The organism is Pseudoxanthomonas mexicana (assembly GCF_010093385.1).
In the GTDB taxonomy this organism is placed as follows: Bacteria; Pseudomonadota; Gammaproteobacteria; order Xanthomonadales; family Xanthomonadaceae; genus Pseudoxanthomonas_A; species Pseudoxanthomonas_A mexicana.
This window is the reverse complement of record NZ_PDWV01000014.1, coordinates 14240-35029: the sequence shown is the minus strand read 5'-3', so window position 1 is coordinate 35029 and position 20790 is coordinate 14240. Positions and strand designations below refer to the sequence as shown.

The window sequence follows — 20790 nt, the reverse complement described above, 5'->3', positions numbered from 1 at the left end:
CCCGTCCTGGTGACGGGAGCAGGCGTTGTCCTCTTGTCGAACGAGATCACTATGAAATCGGCTTTCTGGGCACGCAAGGCCCACAAATGGATTGGCCTGATCATTGGCGTGCAAGCGCTGCTGTGGATGATCAGTGGCGTGTACATGACGGTCATCTCCCTGGACATCATCCATGGCGATCACTTGGCCCATGCCCATCAGCAGCCGCTGGTGGCACCCACTCACTTGTCCGGTGAGGAACTGCAGCGGCGCTATCCGGGCATGACGCAGGTCAAGCTCAAGCGACTGCTTGAGCGGGATGTCTACGAGATTCACGCCCGCGATCTGGTGTACCTGCTGGACGCTACGACGGGGGAGGTGCTCTCCCCAGGTGATCAGCAGATGGCGATCGCCTTGGCAAAAGACGTCTATCAGGGCCAGGCACCCGTAGCTCGGGTCGAGTGGGTTACCCAGGCGCCGCAAGAAGTGGCCACCCGCCCGGTTCCCATGTGGGCGGTGCACTACGCCGATGCCGGTGAAACTACCCTGTATTTCTCGCCCTACAGCGGCGAGTTACTGGCGCGGCGGCACAGCCTGTGGCGCTGGTTTGATTTCCTGTGGATGTTCCACATCATGGACTACGAGGCCCGTTCGGACGTCAACAACACCTTGTTGCGCGTGGCCTCGGCGGTTGGCTTGGTGTTCGTGCTCAGCGGTGCCTGGTTGCTGTTCTACAGCTTTCGCAGGAGGGCCGCAGCATGACGCCCTGGATGAGAACGCTGCACAAATGGGTCGGCTTGATCATCGGCCTGCAGTTGCTGCTTTGGATGGCCAGTGGCGTGATGATGAGCTGGCTGGACCATGACCAGGTGCAGGGCCATGAGTTCCAGGCTCACGAGCATGCGGCCCATGAGTGGCCTGCCAATGCCCGCTCGCCGGCCAGTTTCCTGGGTGGAAACAAGAAGATCAGTCGCGTCAGTTCGGGCTGGTTGCTGGATACCCCGGTCTATCAGTTGGCCGATGCCCAGGGCATTACCTTGGCCAACGCCGTGTCCGGCCAACCCATTGCCTTGGACGCGGCCTGGGCCACACGCCTGGCGCAAGCCTCCTATACCGGCCCTGGCACGTTGAAAGCACCGCGCCTGTTGGAGTGGAGTGGTGAGGTACGCGATCACGAAGGCCGACTGTGGCGCGTGGATACCGACGATGGCCAGGACACCACGGTGTACCTGTCTGCCCAGACGGGCGAGGTGCTTTACCACCGCAACAAGACCTGGCGCCTGTTCGATGTGTTCTGGATGTTGCACATCATGGACTACACCGGGCGCAAGAACTTCAACAACCCGTTGGTGGTCACCGCCGCGATCGGCGGTCTGTGGTTGGCCCTGACCGGTATCTGGCTGCTGTTTGCCAGCTTCCATTGGAGCGAGTTCGTGCCGCGCCGCTGGCGTCCGGCCCGCGAGTTGTCGGTATTCGGTCCGGATGGGACACGGCTGCGTACCGTCCGGGCGTCGGCAGGCGACAACGTCTACGTCTCGCTGGCGCGCGAAGGCGTGCAACTGCCGTCCAACTGCGGAGGAGGGCAGAGCTGTGGCCTGTGCGAGGTGCGCTTCCGCGGCGCGGCACCCAAAGCCACCGCGGCCGATCGCGCCCACCTGGGCGCCAGCAAGGTCAAGATGGGCTATCGCCTGGCCTGCAATCTGGCCGTGACGGAAGACACCGATGTCGAGGTGGCTGGCGGGGCCAGCCTGTGGACCGAGTATGGCGCCACCGTGGAGCAGGTCACGGCAGTGACGCCGTTCCTGCGCGAGATCGTGCTCAAGCCCGACGAGGCCCCCGGTCCGGAATATCAACCTGGCGCTTACTTGCAGGTGCATGTGCCCAACTACGAGGTACCGGTGAACAAGCTCGTGCGGCCCGAGCACCACCATCAGGAGTGGGCGGGCGTGGACCTGCCCGAGAAGTTGGTCAACCGCGAACCGGTCCGTCGGGCGTATTCGCTCGCCTTGCCTGTCGATCAGGCACAGGGGCGACTGACCTTGCTGGCCCGCTTCAGTCCTGGACGATCGGACAAGAAACGCCATCCTCCTGGCAGGGGCTCAACCTACCTGTACACGCTCTCGCCCGGGGATCGGGTCTGCTTCAGCGGCCCCTTCGGCGACTTTGCGCTCAAGCCTCACGGACGGGAGAAAGTGTTCATCGGCGGCGGCGCTGGCATGGCCCCGCTGCGCGCGATGATTCGGACGCTGTTGGCGGGGCAGGGCGGTGAGCGGATCCACTTCTGGTATGGCGCGCGCAGTCTCAAGGAAGCGCCCTACATCGAGGAGATGGAGCGCCTGGCCCAGCAGCACGAGAACTTCAGCTGGCACTTGGTGCTGTCGGATGAAGCGCAGAACGACGACGCGCTATTGCGGGGCCTGGTGCATGAGGTAGCGCATGACCGCCTGCTCAAGGCCCACCAGGCCTTGGCCGATTGCGAGTTCTACCTGTGCGGACCGCCGGCCATGCTTAAGGCCACACGCGAGCTGCTGACCCGGCTGGGTGTACCCGACAGCCAGGTGGCGTACGACGATTTCAAGATCTGATCCCAACGCCCGCCGGCCGAGCAGGCCGGCGGGTCTTGCGGCGTACCGGATTTCCTGACCGCGCTCGTCCCAGTGAATGGACGTGCTTGAGCCTGCCTGATGAATCAGCGAGTACCCCGGTGACCACGGCGCTGGATGAGTGGTTCATATCCCATGTCCTGCCCCTGGAAGGCTTGATACATGCCTTCCTGCGCCGGCATGGACATGAGGACAGCGAGATTCCTGATCTTCGGCAGGAGGCTTACGCACGCATCTACGAAGCCGCGCGACGGGGCTTGCCCGCGCAGACCAAGCCCTTTGTCATGACCACCGTACGCAACTTGCTCATCGATCGCATTCGCCGCTCTCGTATTGTCTCCATCGAAGCGATGGCCGATGTGGAGCAGGCGGTCATGCAAAGCGATGAGGTCACGCCGGAGCGACACTTAGGCGCCCGTGATGAACTGCGCCGCTTGCAGCAAGGCTTGCAGAAACTGCCCCACAAATGTCGACAGATCGTGGAGCTTCGCAAGATCTACGGTCTATCCCAGCGCGAAGTGGCTGGACGATTGGGGATCGCCGAAGATACGGTGGAGCGTCAGACCCTGTTGGGTATGCGGGCCTTGGCCGACTTCATGCTCGGCGGTACCGGCAAGATCCAGCGTCCGTCACGGCGCTTCAACAAGGAACGTTCGCAGCCATGAGCCCACACAAGGACATCGAACAGGTCGCGGCGCAATGGATCAACCGTGCCGAGTCCCCACAATGGACTGCACAGGACCAGATCCAGCTGCAAGCCTGGCTGGAACAGGACACCGCCCATCGTGTGGCCTGGCTTCGTTTGAAGTCGGTGTGGACGCGCGCAGACCGGTTGGCGGCGGTACGCGCCGTGCAGCCGCCACGCATACACCGTTGGCGAGCGCCGATGCGCTGGGCCATTGCCGCGAGCGTTGCCATGCTGGCGGTGCTGTTCACCCTCACGGGGTGGGGCCCTGGCACGCGCTACAGCACCGAGGTTGGCGGCCGGGAGGTGATCGCCCTGTCGGACGGTTCCCGCCTGGAGCTCAACACGCACACGCAGCTGCGGGCGCAGGTGGACCCCTCGCTGCGCCACGTGTGGCTGGACAAGGGCGAGGCATTTTTTGATGTGAAGCCCGATCCGGCGCACCCGTTCGTCATCCACGCCGGCGAGCATCGTGTCGTGGTACTGGGAACAAAGTTCTCGGTCAGGCAGGAACGCGAACGCCTGGAAGTGGCCGTGCTGGAAGGCAAGGTGCGCGTTGAGCCGCTGGTGGCCAAACCGGGACGGCCGCCGGTGATCGTGCAGGGCGGGGGGCTGCTGTATAGCAAGCCGGCGGGCACGCTGGTGGCAGTCAACGCTCAGGACAAGGTGCGCCGGTCCTTGAGCTGGCGCCATGGCACCCTGGAGTTCGATCAAACCACGTTGGCGGATGTGGCGGCCCAGTTCAATCGCTACAACGATAAGCAGTTGGTACTGATGGATCCGGAAACGGCCCACATGCGTGTGGGCGGCAGTTTCGATGCCACAGGTGTGGATGCCTTCGCACGTCTGTTGGCCACCGGCTTCAACCTGCGCGTGGAGACGCAGGGTGATCAGATTCGCGTGTCCCAACCGCACTGAGACGCCAGCAGACATCAATCTGAAATATTTCATACCGGAAGCGTGCCGTCCTCTCGTCACAGATATCAGGCCGATTCGCGCCGACCTGGGGAAAATGCATGGCACGTACGAAAGTGGCGAGGACAGCGTTGGCTGTCATGTGTGGTCTGGTCATCGCGGCCTCCGCCGCTGCACAAACGAGCAGTTTTGATATTCCCGAAGGGGATCTGAAAGTCGCGCTGGAAGCCTATGCCCGGCAATCGGGCGTTCGCCTGGTCTACTTGAGCGAAGACGTTCGTGATCGACGCACCGCAGGCGCGCGTGGGGACATGTCCCAAGATGCAGCGCTGAACCGCCTGCTCGCCGGAACCGGACTGACGGTCAAGCGCGATCAAAGCGGCGCGCTGGCGATCGTGCGAGAAGGTGCCAACACGCCGACGCCTACGCGCAACGCACCGACCTCCGGTGTAGGGCAAGCCGGTCCCGATGCCTACAGCGCCTCCCTCTCCGGCGGCGCCGACGCCTCAACGCCGTCGGCCGCTTCACCCACCACCTTTGATGCGGTCCAGGTGACCGGCAGTCACATCAAACGCGCCCAGATGTCCGGTGTGGGCCCCACCACGGTCATTGATGCCGAGACCATCCAAAGCTCCGGTGCCGTCTCGGTCGAGACGCTGCTGCAGCGCTTGCCTGCATCGGCCGGTGCAGCCGGCTCGCAATCCAACAACTTCTGGACGGGTAACGGTAACGGCACCACCCAGATCAACCTGCGTGGCTTGGGCGTCAACCGCACCTTGGTACTGCTCAACGGCCGACGCGTGGTCAACGGTGGTACCGGCGCCAACAATTCGGTGGATCTGAACGTGGTGCCCTTGGCCCTGGTTGATCGCATCGAGATCCTGAAGGACGGCGCATCGGCGATCTACGGCGCCGATGCCGTGGCCGGCGTGGTGAACATCATCACGCGCAAGGAAATGGATGGCGTGGAGCTATCCACCCGCTATGGTCAGACTTTCCAGGGCGATGGCGAGATCGGCTCCTTCAACCTGGCCTTCGGTACCACCGGCGAGCGCAGCTCAATGTCTGGCGCCCTGACCTATGCCGAAAGCGGCACGATCACCATGGCGTCGCGGGCACCGTGTCCGTTGGGTGTGGTGGCCGGCACCCTGCAGTGCGTGGGCAACTCGTCCACCATCGGTGGGCGAGCCCGACTGGCCGATGGTCGCGTGGTCAACTTCAACCAGGACCCCAACGGGGATCCACGCTCCTACGAGCTCTATGATCCGGCCAAGCACAATTACAACTACAACTTGTTGCTCAATGCGGTCAGCCCGATCAAGCGAGTGGGCTTGAGTGGCTTTGGTCAGTTCGACCTGACCGAGAACACCCGTCTGTTCACGGAACTGATGGCGACCAATCGCCAGTCCAATCAGCGTGCCTCACCCAATACCCTGGGGGTGTATCGCACCATCCGGATCGCCGCCACTAATCCCACCAATCCCACCGGCCAGAACCTGACCCTGGAACGTCGGCGTCTGGAAGAAGCCGGGGCGCGCATCACCGAGCAGGAGGTCGATACGTTTCGCACCGTGCTTGGTTTGGAGGGGCAGTGGGGCGATAACTGGGCGTGGAATGTCGCGATGAACTGGGGCCGCAACTCTGCTACGGACAGCTCGACCAATATCGCCAACCTGGATCGGGTAGAGAACACTCTCAACACCAGCCTGTGCAGCAACACACCAGGGGCGGCTATTCCGTGCGGCAACTACTTGGGCTACGGCAACCTGACGCCCGAAGTGCTGGATTACATCCTGTTTACCCAGCGCGGCTCCGGTGGCAACAGCCAGCAGGGCTTTAGCGGCACCATTTCCGGCGCCCTGTTCGATTTGCCCGCCGGTAGCGTCGCCTTCGCTTCGGGCGTTGAGTTTCGCAAGGAACGGGGATGGCTGTACCCAGATCCGCTGGTAGTCAACGGCAGCGCCAACATCGTGCGTCAGGATCCGATCGAAGGTGAGTACTCGGCCAAGGAAGCCTTTGTCGAGTTTGCCGTCCCGCTGCTGCAGGACGTCCCGTTGGTGGACTACGCGACCCTGAACCTGGCCGGCCGCTATTCCGACTACGACCTGTTCGGCAGCGACACCAACTACAAGGTGGGGCTGGATTGGCAGGTGGCCGAACCGCTGAAGATTCGTCTCAACTACGCGACGGCTTTTCGTATCCCCAGCATCCCGGAGTTGTTTGGCGGCATCGGCCAAGGCAGCCTGACCACCCTGGATCCGTGCAGCAACTGGAGCACCTTGCCCGCGGACTCGGTGATTCGGGCCAACTGCCAGGCCGCCGGGGTGCCCACCAACTTTCGTCAGTTGGGCAACACCATCCTCACCACGACCGGCGGCAATCCCGACCTCAAGCCTGAAGATGCGCGGACCTTCACGGCAGGCTTTGTGTGGACCCCAGGCTTTGCGCCGGGGCTGACGCTCACGGCCGATTACTACCGTATCCGCATCGAGAATGCGATCCGTAGCATTGAAGGCTCGGTCAAGCTGCGTGCGTGCTACACCACGCCGAACTTGGCCCATCCGTTCTGCTCACCGGCCAACTTCACTCGTGATCCGGTCACCGGTGAGGTCAACTACCTCTCGTCCCAGCAGGTCAATGCGGCCAGCGAGGAATCCGAAGGCGTGGATATCGGTGTGCTGTATCAATTCGATGTGGCCGGCTGGCAGGCAAGCGCGAGTCTGGATGCCTCGTATCTTGAGCGCTACGACGTCACTCCCTTCGCCGGTGCCACCACCATTGAGTACGCCGGCAAGATCACCAGCGGCTTGGGTAGCTACACCCAGTGGCGTGGCTTGGGCTCACTGCGCATGGGCAAGAACCGTTGGACTGGCGTCTATTCGGCGCAGTACATCGGCAGTGCGGACGACATCATCGCCGTGCCCGGCACGATCGGCTCGCATGTGTCCAGCGTGGTGTACCACAACCTGCAACTGAGCTACGGCATCAAGAAGAAATGGGACATCTCGGCCGGCGTTGAGAACGTGTTCGATAAAAAGGCGCCGTTCGTGCAGAACAACCCCAACGCCAACACCGACACCATGACGTACGACTTGCTGGGTCGTCGCTGGAATGTCCGCTTTGGTTACCACTGGTAAGTCACGATCCCAAGGAGCTACACATCATGAGAAACACGCAACTATCTGCCGCACTACTGCTATTCGCGGTGGCCGGTAGCGCCGGCGCGCACGACCTGTTTGTCGCTTTCTCCAAGCCCGGCACCGCAGCGGGCGAGGCGAACACCGCCCTGGTCAACAACGGCACCTTCGATGAAAGTGCTGGCGCAGTCACCCGGGCGCGTCTACAGAACGTTTCGCTGAGCCAGGGTGGCGCCAAGGCGGCCCCGGACTTGGCCAGTTGGAAAGAGGTCGGCAAGCAAAGCCAGCTCACCGTGCATCCGGCGGGCGAGGGCACCTATCTGCTAGGGGTCTCGACGATGGCTTCCACCAGCACCCGTACGGCCAGCGAGTTCGGCAAGTACCTGGAGTTGGAAGACTTGCCCGATACCTTGGCCACCTATGATGCGAGCAAGTTCCCCAACGGGGTCACCTACAGCTATACCAAGCATGCCCGCGCCATTGGACAAGTAGGCACGAAACTGACTGACGACTTCGCCGCCTCGCTGGGCTATCCGTTGGAGATCCGCCTGGCCCGCAATCCTGGAAGCGTGAAGGTCGGCGAACAGCTGTCGTTCCAGGTACTGCAGCAGGGCACGCCAGTGCCCAACCTGCGCGTGTACGTCGGCCATCGCGCTGACGCACCGGTCAAGGGCGGGCACGGTAGCGCCACGCTGCTGCGTACCGATGCCCAAGGCCAAGCCAGTTTCAAGGTGACCTCCGCCAAGACCTGGTACATCCACACCAATCACATGGTGCCCTCTACACAAAAGAGCTTGGATTTTGTGTCGGATCGGGCGTCGCTGAGCTTTGATATTTCCCCGCACGCCGGGCACTGATAAGTAAGCACGTAGGCGGTACTCTCCCCTTTGACGCCAGTCATGACTTCTTCCATGACTGGCGTCTTTTTGTGGGGACGCACCTCAAGTGCTCAGTCTGTCTCTCATTGGTCGCCCCGCGCCGCGCGCAGTCCACGTCGCCGCACCAGATAGAACGCTGCGGGAATCACCACCATGGAGAGCACCGGTGCGGTGAGCATGCCACCCAGCATCGGCGCGGCGATACGTTGCATGACCTCCGAACCGGCACCGGCACCGATGAACAGCGGAAACAAGCCGGCCAGGATGACGGCCACCGTCATCGCCTTGGGGCGTACGCGCTGCACGGCACCTTCGTAGATAGCTTCTTGCAGAGTCGACACATCTTCCGGCGCACCGCTGGCCAAGCGCTGCTCCCAGGCATGGCGCAGGTACAGCAGCATGATGACGCCGAACTCAGCGGCAACGCCGCCCAGGGCGATGAATCCGATCATGCTGGCCACCGAAATCGCATGGCCCAGCCCCCAGATCAACCAGAAACCGCCCACCAACGCCAAGGGCAAGCTGAGCAGGATGATGGATACATCGCTAAGCCGGCGAAACACCATCCAGATGACCAGGAAGATGATCGCCAACGCCGCGGGCACCACCCATTGCAGGCGTGCCAATGCCCGTTGCAGATACTCGTACTGCCCCGACCACGCCAGACCATAGCCGGCAGGCAAACTCACCTGGGTCTGTACCGCGGCTTGCAGGTCCTGGACCACCGATCCCAAGTCGCGATCGGCCACATCCACGTAGATGTAGCCCACCAACCGGCCGTTATCGCTCTTGAGCATCGGCGGGCCTGGGCTGATTGACAGCTCCGCCACCTGGCTCAAGGTCAGTTGCACACCGCCTGGCGCGATCAGCGGCAGATCCTGCAAGGCCTGCAACGAGTCACGCTGGTCACGGGGGTAGCGCAAGACGATGGGATAGCGTTCGCGCCCCTCGATCGTTTCCCCGATTGGATCGCCGCCAACGACCGTGGCAATCAGTTGCTGGAGTTGGCCTTGAGTGAATCCATAACGTGCAGCGATTTCCGGACGCACCTGTACATCGACATAGCGCCCACCCGTGACGCGTTCGGCCAGTGCCGAACTCACGCCGGGCACGGTCTTGGCCACCTGCTCGATCTGCTGGCTCAGGCGCTCGATCTGCTCCACATCCGGTCCGGAGACCTTGATCCCAATCGGGCTCTTGATGCCGGTGGCCAACATATCGATGCGATTGCGAATGGGCGGGACCCATAGGTTGGTCAGACCGGGAATCTTGACCGCTGCGTCCAACTCCTGGCGCAGCTTCTGAGGGGTCATGCCCGGGCGCCATTGATCCCGCGGCTTGAAGGTCACGGTGGTCTCAAACATTTCGATCGGGGCCGGATCGGTCGCACTTTCGGCACGGCCCGCCTTGCCGAACACGTGCTCAACCTCCGGTACGGTCTTGATCATCCGGCCCGAGAGCTGGAGCAACTGACGGGCCTTGTCGGCGGACAGGCCGGGCAGGGCCGTGGGCATGTACAACAGGCTGCCTTCTTCCAAGGGCGGCATGAACTCACTGCCCAACCGGCTAAAGGGGATCAAGGTGAGCACTAGCAGCAGGCCGCTGAGCAGCAAGGTGACAGCGGGATGTTTGAGGACCCACAGCAGGATGGGCCGATAGCCAGCGATCAGGATGCGATTGATGGGGTTCTGCTGTTCCGGGCGGATGCGGCCGCGGATCAGGTAGCCCATCAAGACGGGGATCAAGGTCACCGACAACCCTGCTGCGGCGGCCATCGCGTAGGTCTTGGTGTAGGCCAGAGGCGAGAACAATCGCCCTTCCTGCGCCTGCAGGGCAAAAACCGGCACGAAAGACAGGGTGATGACCAGCAAGCTGGCGAACAGGGCCGGTCCGACCTCGGCCGCCGAGCGGGCCATCAACTGCCAGCGCTCCTCACCCTGAGGTTCCCGGCCGTGCGCCTCCCGCCAGTGCTCCAGATGCTTGTGTGCATTTTCGATCATCACCACCGCTGCATCGACCATCGCACCAATGGCGATGGCGATGCCGCCTAATGACAGCAAGTTGGCGGAGATCCCCTGGGCGTGCATCACGATGAAGGCCGCCAGGATACCCAAGGGCAGGGTGATGACGGCCACCAACGCCGAGCGTAGGTGCCACAGGAACAGCAGGCATACCAGCGCTACGACCAGGAACTCTTCGCCAAGCTTGTGGGTGAGGTTGCGTACCGCATCCTGGATCAGCTCGGAGCGGTCGTACACCGGCACCACTTCCACGCCCTCGGGCAAGCTGGATTGCAACGCCTGCAGTCGCGCTTTGACGTTCCGAATGGCCCCCAAGGCATCCTTGCCGGTCCGCAGGACGATCACGCCGCCGGCCACCTCACCTTGACCATCCAACTCTGCGATACCACGACGGAAGACCGGCCCCCGACTAATCGTGGCAACCTCACCGAGCAAGACGGGGATACCGTCGTTGCCGGTTACTGGCACCTGTTCGAACGCCTCCTGTGTGCGCAGGTAGCCTTCGCTACGCACCATCAGTTCGGCTTCGCCTTGTTCGATCACCGAGCCCCCGGTAGCGCCGTTGGCCGCATCCACCGCCTCGATGAGCTCGGCCACCGTCAGTCCACGGGCCGCCAACGCCTGCGGATCGGGCTGGATCTGCCAAGCGCGCACCGCACCGCCCACACTGGCTACTTCAGCCACGTCCGGCACGGTTTTTAGCTCATAACGAAGAAACCAGTCCTGCAACGCACGCAGCTGCCCCACATCACGTTGACCGGTCCGATCCACCAAGGCGTACTGGTAGATCCAGCCCAGTCCTGTCGCATCAGGACCCAGCGCCGGATTCACATTCGGCGGAAGTCGATCGCGTACCTGACTCAAGTACTCGAGCACTCGAGAGCGCGCCCAGTAAAGATCAGTGGCATCGTCAAACAGGATGTAGACGAACGAATCACCGAAGAAGGAGAAGCCGCGCACCGCCTTCACGCCCGGGACGGACAACATCGTGGTGGCCAACGGGTAGGTCACTTGGTCTTCGATGATGCGCGGGGTTTGCCCCGCCCATTGCGTGCGGATGATGACCTGGGTATCGGACAGGTCCGGCAGCGCATCCAGCGGCGTGTTCTTTACCGACCAGATACCGACCACCGCCAGCAGCGCGGCGGCAACCAGCACCAGCACGCGATTGGCGATGCAAGCATGGATCAGGCGCGCGATCATGGTGTGCTCTCCATCGCTTCGGACATGACGTCGCTTGCCTGGCAATCAGCGGCTGCGGCGGGGCCGAACTTGGGTACCAACTGCATATCCATGAACGGTGACTTGCCCGGCTTGTCGAAATGCTTCTCCGGCACCATCGGGTCATACCAGTACTGCACCGGGCAGCGCGGCGGCGTAGAGGTGGAGGTCCCTGGCGCGACAGGCGCAGGCTGTCTGGACGGTGACGGCACGACAGTGCGAGGGTCGTGCCCGGCGTCATGGCGCTCGTGCACACCTGATGCGCTGGCAGGGCTTGTCGGTTGTGCAGCGCCCAGGCGCTCCAACGCACCGGAGAGACTGGCTTCAGAGTCGAGCAGGAACTGACCCGAGACGACCACGCGTTCACCACCGGCCAAGCCTGCCACGATCTGCGTGCGCCCTTGCACGCTACGTCCGACACTCACCCGCACCGGCCGGAAGCTCCCGTCCGGATCCTGCACGATGACCCGGCTGTCCCGCCCGGTGGCGATCAGCGCCTCCGTGGGAACGACTGGCAGGGCCTGCTCGGCATCGGGCTGCACCAGAACCTCGGCGAACATGCCCGGCACCAGCCGACGCTGCGGGTTGCGCAGCACAATTCGCGCCCGCTGCGTACGACTAGCCATGTCGACCTGGGGAAGCAACGCCTGGATCTGTCCGACAAAGCGCTCTGCCGGCCAGGCACTGACCGTGGCCCGCACTGAGGTCCCTGGCCGCAAGGTGCCCAGCGCTGCTTGGGGCACCGAGGCCTCCAGCCACAGCGTGTCCAGCCCATTGATCTTGAACAGTGGCGTACCGGGCATCACCGTCTGCCCTTCGCGTGCCAGGATCTCGGTCACGACACCACTGTGGTCTGCGCCAAGCACGACGCCACTTCTGGCCGAGGCGCCAGAGGGAACACCCAACGAACGCAACCGTTGTTGCGCCGCACCCTGTAGCTCACGCGCGCCCGCGGACTGAGCTTGGCTCAGGGCATGTGCTTCGGCGATGGCAGCGTTCCATGCCGGGGCCTGCACGGTGGCCAGCGCTTGACCACGACGAACCTCGGTAAACGGCGCCTTTACCTGCACCTGGGTGATCAAGCCTTCCATGCGCGCACTGACCACGGTTTCCTGGGTCAGATCCCACGTCAGTGTGCCCGGCACGCGTACGGCAGTCCCTAGTGACTCTACCGTCACTTCCTGAGTGCGTATGCCCACGTTCTGCTGCAGGCGCGGATCGATCTGCGTTCCGCCCCCCATGGCCTCATCTGCGTATTTGGGCAGCAACTCCATATCCATGAACGGAGATTTGCCCGGCTTGTCGAATCGCTGCTCCGGCGCCATGGGGTCGTACCAGTACAGCACCTTGCGTGCTTGATCTGCGCCGCTCGTGCCGGTGGGCGGGGTGGTATCAGAGGTTCGAGTCATCCAGGCGTAGCCGCCGGCAAAGCCGATCGCCAGCAACCCGAGGGCCACGGCGAGCTGTGTGAGACGCGTTTTGGTCGGGCTCATGGCGTGTTCTCCTCATGGGGCAGCAGATAGGCCAGTGCCGCCCAGGCACGGCCCTGTTCGCCCAGCAGACGGGCGTTCTCCAGTTGCAATTCGATCTCATCGCGCCGCGCTTCCAGCCACGGCTGCAGGTCGGCACCGGCGCCGTAGGCGGCCAACGCCGTGCGTGCGCGATCGCGCGCCAAAGGCAGGCTCTGCGTGTTCTGACGCTCCAACTGGCCGGTTAACCCGCGCCATCGCGCTATCGCGCGTTGCACCGACTCGGCTTGGATGCGCCGGGCCTCATCGCGCTCTGCGGACACCGCCTCCAGCTCGGCCCGCCGTGCCGCGATGCCTCGTGCTTGGCGGTTCTTCTGGAACAGCGGCAGGCCCACACCCACTTCCACCATGAGCATGTCGCTGCGCGCCATGCCGTCGGGTGCGCGCTCGCGACGTCCGTAGGTGAGCTCCACACTCCAATCCGGGCGGGTTTCGGCCACGGCCGCATCCACCTGGGCCTGGGCTAAGCTCTGGCGTGCCTCCCAGCCCAGTAGTGGCGTGTGCTGGTCCAGTTTGACCAGCAGTTGGGTGGGCTCCAATGGCAACTGCGAAAAATCCGGTGCCGCACCACTGGCCAAGATCGCCTCTGGTGCAATACCCAACCACCGCGCCAGGCCGGCCTGCGCGGCGGCGTGCTCCGCATGTACCTGCTCCAGGCGATTGTCCAACTGCAGTAGGGCGGCCTGGGCGGCAAGCACGTCACTGGCCCCGGCCGTGCCACCTGCCAAGCGAGCACGCGCCGCACGCTCGGCTATGCGTGCCGGCTCGCGCAATCCTTCCAACGCATCTACGGCTTGCTGCGTACTCCACAGCTCGATCCAGGCCAGCGCGGCCGCTTGGGCCACCATCTGCTGTTCGGCCATCGACAGTGAGCGCGCTTGCGCCAGCGTCGCTTGCGCCAGCGCGTGCTCGGCACGTCGTTTCGCACGCGCAGGAAACTCCTGCATCAAACCGACTTGCTGGGTGGTCATCTCATCGGCCCGCAAGCTGAAGGCATCGGGTCCGCTGACGGGCCAGTTCGCCAGCCCCACGATCAAGCGTGGGTCGGGCAGCGCGCCAGCACGCGCGGCTTCTTCGGTACTGGCATCGATCTGGGATCGGCGCACCTGCAGGGTTGGGGCGTTAGCAAGCGCCTGTTTTAGGGCTTCTGTGTAGCTGATCGGGATAGCGGGCGATGCCGCCACCACAGGACCACTGAGCGCCAGGGCAAACACGAACCCACACGCCATCCTGCGCCTTGCACGCAAGAAGAAAGACATCTCCATAAGACCTCCGGACAAACGACAACGAGCGCGCTGCAACGCATGCAGCACGAGCACGGGTCAATCCAGGAGGGGGCTTAAATCAGCAGGCTACAGAAGCGCTGCAGGGGAGGCGGATCGGACACGCACACCGGAACATCCCGATAGAACTGCGCGTGTACCGGTGGCAAGAGAGCCTGCACGAGCGCGAAGGCGGCCAGCGCGGGCTGGTAAGGCACTTGAGGGGCCTTCGCATCGGCCGTGGCGATGTGATCGCGCTGGCAATGCTGGTCGCACAACGCCGGAGCATCGGGATCCGGCGCGGACATCTCTTCGCAACCGACCATCAGGGTCGCTTGTCCAGCTTCCACCGATTCCAGCGGACAGGCGTAAGCCACCAGCGCCAGTTGCTGCAGCAGCAGCGCCCACAGCCCCAGCCATGCCAGTCGGGCACGAGAACGGGGTCGCCGCCATCGCCTCAGCAGCTTCACCATGACAGCTCCCGCACGCCCGAAGCAGCGCCTGCGGACGCTGGGCAGATCACGGCAGGGGCCGTGCGAGCTCTCATGATGGCCAGTCTAGCCCTCTTGGGGCTGAGTGGCATTGATCAGGATCAAGCCCTCGCGCGGACTCAGCTGTGGCATCCGCCGCAGCAGGAGGATGCGGCGGCCGGGGCGGCCGGCGTACCAGCCTCAGAAGGGAGCACGGCAGCGATCACATAGCCTTGCCGCTGGATAGCCTCAACCGCCTGTTCTACGGCAAGCAGGCCCTCGATCTTGACCACGCCACTGCCCAGATCGACGTCCACCTGGGCGTGGGGGTCAAGGGCCTGAATGGCTTGGGTCACCGTTCGGACACAGTGACCACAGGTCATACCTTCAACAACGAGATTCATGGACAACCCTCCAAAAGCATCGGCGGTTTGCCGACGCTGTCACGATGAGCCTTCCCACGGTGGGAAGGTCAAGCGACAGGCAAGTTGAGTGGAGAACCGTCCCGTGTTGTTGACCTTCCCATCATGGGAAGGCTCAGGCTACCTGCTCGTTCCTATTGGTCCTTACTCCATGGACATAACGCTCACCTCGCCGCAACCAGTGCCTGCGGCCCCCCATCGCTTCAGTGTCGCCGGCATGACATGCGCCTCATGTGTAGGCCGGGTAGAGCGCAGCTTGCGGGCCGTTGCCGGCGTGAGCGATGCGTCGATCAATCTGGCAACAGAAGTGGCCAAGGTAACCGCGCCGGCGGCCGCGTTGCCCGCCTTGATCGCGGCGGTGAAGCAGGCCGGTTATGAGGTTGCCAGCCATGAGCGGGATCTGATCATCGAAGGGATGACCTGCGCTTCATGTGTGGCACGGGTAGAGCGTGCGCTGCGTGCTGTGCCAGGCGTGATGGAGGTGTCGGTCAATCTGGCCACCGAGCGTGCGCGCATACGGGCCACGTCACTGGTGGAGGTCACATCCCTGGTTGCCGCCGTCAGCGCAGCGGGTTATCGCGCGATCGAACCGCAGACACTGGAAGACAAGATCGATACAGCGCCGGCACGCCAGGCGCTCAGTGGTGACACCCTCAAACTGCTGATCTCTGCGGCCCTGTCCCTGCCGTTGGTCGTCCCCATGCTGGGATGGGTCGCAGGTCAGCACTGGATGCTGCCGGGCTGGATGCAGTTCTTGCTCGCAACGCCGGTGCAGTTCTGGATCGGTGCGCGCTTTTATCGCGCCGGATGGCATGCACTGCGCGCCGGCACCGGCAACATGGATCTGCTGGTCGCTTTGGGGACCAGCGCCGGTTATGGCTTGAGTGTCTATCACTTGTTCAATGATGCCGGACACCACGGCGATGCCGCGCTGTACTTCGAGACCTCGGCGGTCATCATTACCTTGATCCTGCTGGGCAAGTGGTTAGAGGCCCGCGCCAAGCAACAGACCACGCAAGCGATCCGGGCCTTGCAAGCACTGCGGCCAGCCACCGCACGCGTGTATCAGGACGGACAAGAGCGCGAGGTTGCCATTCACGAGGTTGCCGTCTCGGACATTGTCAGTGTGCGGCCAGGCGAGCGCATCCCCGTGGATGGCGTGATCGCGGAGGGCCGCACGCACGTCGATGAGTCCCTGATCACCGGGGAGTCCATGCCCGTGGCGCGCGGGGAGGGCGATCGCGTCACCGGTGGGGCTATCAATGGCGAAGGCCGCATCCTGGTACGCACACTGGCCATCGGCGCCGAAACCGCGTTGTCCCGGATCATTCGCCTTGTGGAGGATGCACAGGCCAAGAAGGCACCTATTCAGCGAACCGTGGATCGGGTGAGCGCGATCTTCGTGCCGGTAGTGATCGGCCTGGCTTTGCTCACGCTGCTCGGCTGGGGTCTGGGAACGGGTGATTGGAACCAGGCGATCCTGAGCGCGGTAGCGGTGCTGGTCATCGCATGCCCGTGCGCGCTGGGGTTGGCGACCCCGACCGCGATCATGGCCGGCACCGGCGTGGCCGCCCGAGCGGGCATTCTGGTCAAGGATGCCGAAGCGCTGGAAGTGGCACGTACCGTAAAGGTGGTGGCCTTCGACAAAACAGGCACGTTGACCCAAGGACGTCCGGTACTGACCGAAGAAACTGCCACCCGTGGCCACGCGGCCGATCTGTTGCCGTTGGCGGCGGCCCTGCAGCAAGGCAGCGAGCATCCCTTGGCCAAGGCCGTACTGAGCGCAATGGGCCAGCGCGCCATTCCGCTCTCACGCGACGTGCAGGCGGTGCCTGGCCGCGGCATCACCGGCAAGGTGGATGGCAGGAACCTGTTGCTGGGCAGTACCCGTATGATGCTTGAGCATGGCGTGGCGCTCACGGCATTGCAGACCCGGGCCGAACTACTCAGCCAGACCGGCCACACGGTGTCCTGGCTGGCAGAGCAGGGCACCGATCATCCGCAGTTGCTCGGCATACTGGCCTTTGAGGATCCGCCGCGTCTGGGTGCAGCCGCGGCTGTGCAACGGCTGCACACGCTGGGTTTGCGCACCGTCATGATTTCTGGCGACAACCCCGGCGCCGCCGCCTCGGTGGCAAAGGTGCTGGGCATCCAAGAGGTGCGCGCCAATGTATTGCCTGAGCAGAAAGCTGCGTTGGTCGCTGAATTGGCTCAGTCGGCACCGGTGGCCATGGTCGGCGACGGTGTCAACGATGCGCCAGCGCTGGCTGCCGCCAACCTGGGGGTGGCCATGGGAACCGGTACGGATGTGGCGATGCATGCCGCTGGGGTTACCCTAATGCGCGCTGAGCCGGGTCTGATCGCCGATGCCATCGACATTTCCCGCCGCACGACCCGCAAGATCCATCAGAACCTGTTCTGGGCCTTCGGTTACAACGTGGTCGGGATTCCTCTGGCGGCCCTGGGCTTGCTTGATCCGGTCATCGCCGGCGCAGCGATGGCCTTGTCCAGTGTGAGCGTGATTGCCAACACGCTGCTGTTGCGCCGTTGGCAGCCAACCAAGATCGATGTGGGAGAGGCATGATGGCAACCAGACGCAGCTCCAGGGCACTGCGACCCGAACTGGCCGACGCGCGCGAAGCCGGATTGCATAACATTGGCGAGGCCGCCGCGCTCAGCGAGGTCAGCGCCAAGATGATTCGCCACTATGAAGGGATCGATCTGATCCCTCCGGCTAGTCGCACCTTTGCTGGCTATCGCCTCTACACCGATGCCGATGTGCACAGGCTTCGATTCATTCGTCGTGCCCGCAACCTGGGATTTTCCATCAAACAAATCCAATCGCTCTTAGGCTTGTGGAGCGATGACCGGCGAGCCAGCGCCCAGGTCAAGAAACTGGCCCAGGGCCACATCGACGATCTGCAGATCAAGATTACCGAGATGCAGGCCATGCAGCGAACGCTGCGCGACCTAGCAAGTCGATGCCATGGCGACAACCGCCCGGAATGCCCGATTTTGGACGATTTGGCGAGTCCGACGAACGGGCATTGACGTTGCCACAGTGGGAAGCCTGACGCTGGCTATCCCTGCTGGTTGGAGCAGCAACGCATGCATCGACTACATATCCCGGCCATGGCTTGCAGCGCATGTGTGGCACCCATTCGACGTGCGCTGATGAGCGTAGACCCCTCGATGCGGGCGCAGTTCATGCCGCACCAACGCCGCATCAGTCTCGAAACCCGCCGTCCGCTTGAGCTGATAACGCAAGCACTCAGCTCGATCGGCTATCCGGCCCATATTGTTCATTAATGGCGTCATTAAAGAATGCGTTGTGCCATTGCGCCATCTCGATCGCCACCTCTCACCCAAATCGCCCAATGAGCCTCATGCACGCCTACCGCGTCATCCGTGGACAGGGTCCACAAAGCCTTCACAGAATCGAGGTTCCGCCATCGTCCTTGGGTGAGAACCAGGTGCTACTGGCCGTCAAGGCCGCCTCGCTCAACTACCGTGACTTACTCGTTGCTCACGGTCAGATGGGGGCCGGCGAAGCCCGCATCCCATTGTCGGACGCCGCCGGACAAGTAGTAGCTGTAGGTTCGGCGATCACCGACTTCTCCATCGGTGATGCCGTACTCCCCATCTTCTTTCCGCGGTGGACTGAGGGATTTCCCAGCGAGCAAGCGCTGTCCCTGTCGCTGGGTGGCAACATCGACGGTGTGCTGACGACACATCTGATGGTAGATCAAAGTGCATTGGTGCACGCGCCACGCACTCTGTCATGGGAGCAAGCTTCTACGATCGCCTGCGCAGGGGTCACTGCCTGGCACGCGTTGTTTGAGTTGGGCGCGCTGCCCGACGGTGCTCATGTGCTGATTCAGGGTACTGGCGGCGTGTCTACATGGGCGGTCCAGCTCGCGCTGGCAGCCGGCTTGCACGTCACGGTGCTCTCTGGGAGGGGAGAGGGCATCGAGCATATGGTGGCATTGGGGGCACACGCTGCCATCAACTACAACACCGATCCCAACTGGGGTGAAACGGTGCTCCGCACGACCGGCGGCGTAGATCTGGTGATGGACATCGGTGGAGCTGACACGATTGCTCGCTCGCTGCGAAGTCTGCGCCCCGGCGGCCAAGTCGTGACCATCGGTGGCGTCGCTGGCGGATTTGCATTGAGCATCGATCCATTCTCACTCATCGGCGGAAAGTCACTCACCGGAGTGGTAGTGGGTTCCAAGAAAATGACCCAAGCCCTTATCCGCTTCATCGACGAACACGCCATCGTGCCCGTTATCGACATCATCTTTCCTTTTGCTGAAGCTGCTGCCGCGTTTGCGCGCATGGAACATGGAAGGCCCATCGGCAAAGTGGTCATCGCCATCAACTAACCTCTCGGCTTCACACGAGTTCCTTCATGCCTCTGATCAACATCAAAGTCTCTGCATCTTCGTCTCCCGCGCTGACCGCGAAGATATCTACACAGGTGAGCGATATGACCAGCCGGATTCTAGGAAAGAAGGCGGGCCTGATCGCGACGATCATCACGTATGTCCGGCCTGAAGATTGGCTGATCGGAGGAAAGACGCTGAGTGAGATTGGCGTCTCAAGCTTCTCGCTGGAGATCATCGTGACGGATGAGACCAACACCAAAGCGCAGAAGGCAGAGTATCTTGCCGAGGTGTTCGCTTGCTTTGAGCGCCTGTTAGGCCCCGTGCACCCGACAAGCTATGTACATGTCCACGATGCGCGCGCCTCGGCGTATGGCTACGGTGGGCGTACGCAAGAAGCGCGGTTCCATCAGTCCTGACATTCCCGTTGCGCGCATATCTCGCACAAAAGGACGCTGTCGGGTCAAGTTTTCAGGCACTCCCAGCCTAGGAGCTTTCGCCGGGTACTGCGAAGATCTGCCTGATGTCCATGGGAGTCGTGCGGCCATCCTTTGCTACGAGCTCATGAAAAGCTTCTTGAACTTTGGAGAGTTGGGCCATCGGCAAAGTGATCTCGCCCGATCTGACCGGATCGCACCAGTAAGCCGTGTTGGTCAACGCAACATGCTGGCGGCAAACCATTGGACGGTCCTCGTAGATCGAACATTGCTCCTGGATGAGAAAGGGGCAGGGCGAACCATGGAAGTCGGCGCTAGGAAGCGACTTCGGCAATCGAGAATGCGAGGAGCGCTTCTCAATAAGCTCGGCCTCAACGGGATAAAGGTGCACCGGGTAGCGGCAACATGCCGAGCAGCCCGCACTGCATGCGACATATGGAGCCATCGCCGCGGACAGGATCTCCATTTCCTTGTGCAAGGCGCGCAGCTTTTTTATCGGGCTTCCAGGCAAAGCGGCCAGCCGACTGGCCAAGCTGGCTTCTCTGTCTTGGATTTCCATCGGAATGCCAGTAATCATTCGATCGAAATTCGCCTGGGCATTCTTCTTGGCCTGAGCAGGATCGCGCTCTGAGTCAACCGTTTGCTGCATCATCGGTGCTCCTCAAACGTGCCGGGTTGATCCTCAAAACCTACCAAGCCTGCGCCCATCGTGCTCGCGGAACTGAGGGCTATCAGGGCTGGAGCGTCCGGCGCGGGCTAGCCGCAACGTGAGCAGGACACCGATCGAGGGCAGAGCCATTCAGACACCAGACTCACCAAACCGGCCACGCCGCGGTTTTACAT

At 62.8% G+C, this 20790-nt stretch carries 16 protein-coding genes; 10 read left to right on the top strand and 6 right to left on the bottom strand.

What is annotated here, in order from left to right; all coding sequences use genetic code 11:
- Positions 1-51 precede the first annotated feature (51 nt).
- From CSC76_RS07165 to CSC76_RS07140, 6 genes are all read left to right on the top strand, one after another.
- On the top strand, positions 52-741 hold the full coding sequence (locus CSC76_RS07165) for a PepSY domain-containing protein (RefSeq protein WP_046932627.1): 690 nt from the start codon (positions 52-54) through the stop codon (positions 739-741).
- On the top strand, positions 738-2564 hold the full coding sequence (locus CSC76_RS07160) for a PepSY domain-containing protein (RefSeq protein WP_046937801.1): 1827 nt from the start codon (positions 738-740) through the stop codon (positions 2562-2564). Before CSC76_RS07165 ends, CSC76_RS07160 begins: the two co-directional genes overlap by 4 nt.
- Before the next feature lie 86 nt (positions 2565-2650).
- Positions 2651-3247 (top strand): RNA polymerase sigma factor, encoded by a 597-nt coding sequence (locus CSC76_RS07155; protein ID WP_200909222.1) that lies wholly within the window; start codon positions 2651-2653, stop codon positions 3245-3247.
- Positions 3244-4185, top strand: a complete 942-nt coding sequence (locus CSC76_RS07150) for a FecR family protein (protein ID WP_052756063.1) — start codon at positions 3244-3246, stop codon at positions 4183-4185. The genes CSC76_RS07155 and CSC76_RS07150 overlap by 4 nt, the downstream gene beginning before the upstream one ends.
- A gap of 98 nt (positions 4186-4283) precedes the next feature.
- A complete protein-coding gene (locus CSC76_RS07145; RefSeq protein WP_080952948.1) occupies positions 4284-7319 on the top strand; it encodes a TonB-dependent receptor in 3036 nt (1011 codons plus the stop codon).
- A gap of 26 nt (positions 7320-7345) precedes the next feature.
- The gene (locus tag CSC76_RS07140; RefSeq protein WP_046932602.1) at positions 7346-8176 is read left to right on the top strand and encodes a DUF4198 domain-containing protein; all 831 of its coding nucleotides are present in this window, start codon (positions 7346-7348) and stop codon (positions 8174-8176) included.
- A 104-nt stretch (positions 8177-8280) separates the two neighbouring features.
- On the opposite strand, the gene CSC76_RS07135 is transcribed toward CSC76_RS07140, so the two are convergent.
- The 5 genes from CSC76_RS07135 to CSC76_RS07115 all read right to left on the bottom strand — a co-directional run bounded on the left by CSC76_RS07135 (position 8281) and on the right by CSC76_RS07115 (position 15104).
- Positions 8281-11421 carry an efflux RND transporter permease subunit gene (locus CSC76_RS07135; protein ID WP_162109357.1) on the bottom strand — a complete coding sequence of 1047 codons (3141 nt, stop codon included), beginning with the start codon at positions 11419-11421 and terminating at the stop codon, positions 8281-8283.
- Positions 11418-12932 (bottom strand): efflux RND transporter periplasmic adaptor subunit, encoded by a 1515-nt coding sequence (locus CSC76_RS19250; protein WP_162109356.1) that lies wholly within the window; start codon positions 12930-12932, stop codon positions 11418-11420. Before CSC76_RS19250 ends, CSC76_RS07135 begins: the two co-directional genes overlap by 4 nt.
- Positions 12929-14233 carry a TolC family protein gene (locus tag CSC76_RS07125; RefSeq protein WP_202923498.1) on the bottom strand — a complete coding sequence of 435 codons (1305 nt, stop codon included), beginning with the start codon at positions 14231-14233 and terminating at the stop codon, positions 12929-12931. Before CSC76_RS07125 ends, CSC76_RS19250 begins: the two co-directional genes overlap by 4 nt.
- A 74-nt stretch (positions 14234-14307) precedes the next feature.
- On the bottom strand, positions 14308-14703 hold the full coding sequence (locus CSC76_RS07120; protein WP_102254386.1) for a hypothetical protein: 396 nt from the start codon (positions 14701-14703) through the stop codon (positions 14308-14310).
- A 137-nt stretch (positions 14704-14840) separates the two neighbouring features.
- Entirely contained in the window at positions 14841-15104 is a 264-nt protein-coding gene (locus CSC76_RS07115; protein ID WP_162109355.1) for a heavy-metal-associated domain-containing protein, read from the bottom strand.
- Between the two features lie 169 nt (positions 15105-15273).
- Here CSC76_RS07115 and CSC76_RS07110 point away from each other — a divergent pair, with 169 nt between their 5' ends.
- The 4 genes from CSC76_RS07110 to CSC76_RS07095 all read left to right on the top strand — a co-directional run bounded on the left by CSC76_RS07110 (position 15274) and on the right by CSC76_RS07095 (position 19929).
- Positions 15274-17706 carry a heavy metal translocating P-type ATPase gene (locus CSC76_RS07110; RefSeq protein WP_162109380.1) on the top strand — a complete coding sequence of 811 codons (2433 nt, stop codon included), beginning with the start codon at positions 15274-15276 and terminating at the stop codon, positions 17704-17706.
- A complete protein-coding gene (gene cueR / locus CSC76_RS07105; RefSeq protein WP_201417330.1) occupies positions 17706-18173 on the top strand; it encodes a Cu(I)-responsive transcriptional regulator in 468 nt (155 codons plus the stop codon). Before CSC76_RS07110 ends, cueR begins: the two co-directional genes overlap by 1 nt.
- Before the next feature lie 326 nt (positions 18174-18499).
- The gene (locus CSC76_RS07100; protein ID WP_162109354.1) at positions 18500-19510 is read left to right on the top strand and encodes a zinc-dependent alcohol dehydrogenase family protein; all 1011 of its coding nucleotides are present in this window, start codon (positions 18500-18502) and stop codon (positions 19508-19510) included.
- 26 nt (positions 19511-19536) lie between these two features.
- Positions 19537-19929: a tautomerase family protein gene (locus CSC76_RS07095; RefSeq protein WP_162109353.1), complete on the top strand. Its 393-nt coding sequence runs from the start codon at positions 19537-19539 to the stop codon at positions 19927-19929.
- 67 nt (positions 19930-19996) lie between these two features.
- Here CSC76_RS07095 and CSC76_RS07090 read toward each other — a convergent pair whose 3' ends face one another.
- The gene (locus CSC76_RS07090) at positions 19997-20599 is read right to left on the bottom strand and encodes a YkgJ family cysteine cluster protein (protein ID WP_162109352.1); all 603 of its coding nucleotides are present in this window, start codon (positions 20597-20599) and stop codon (positions 19997-19999) included.
- Positions 20600-20790: the final 191 nt, after the last annotated feature.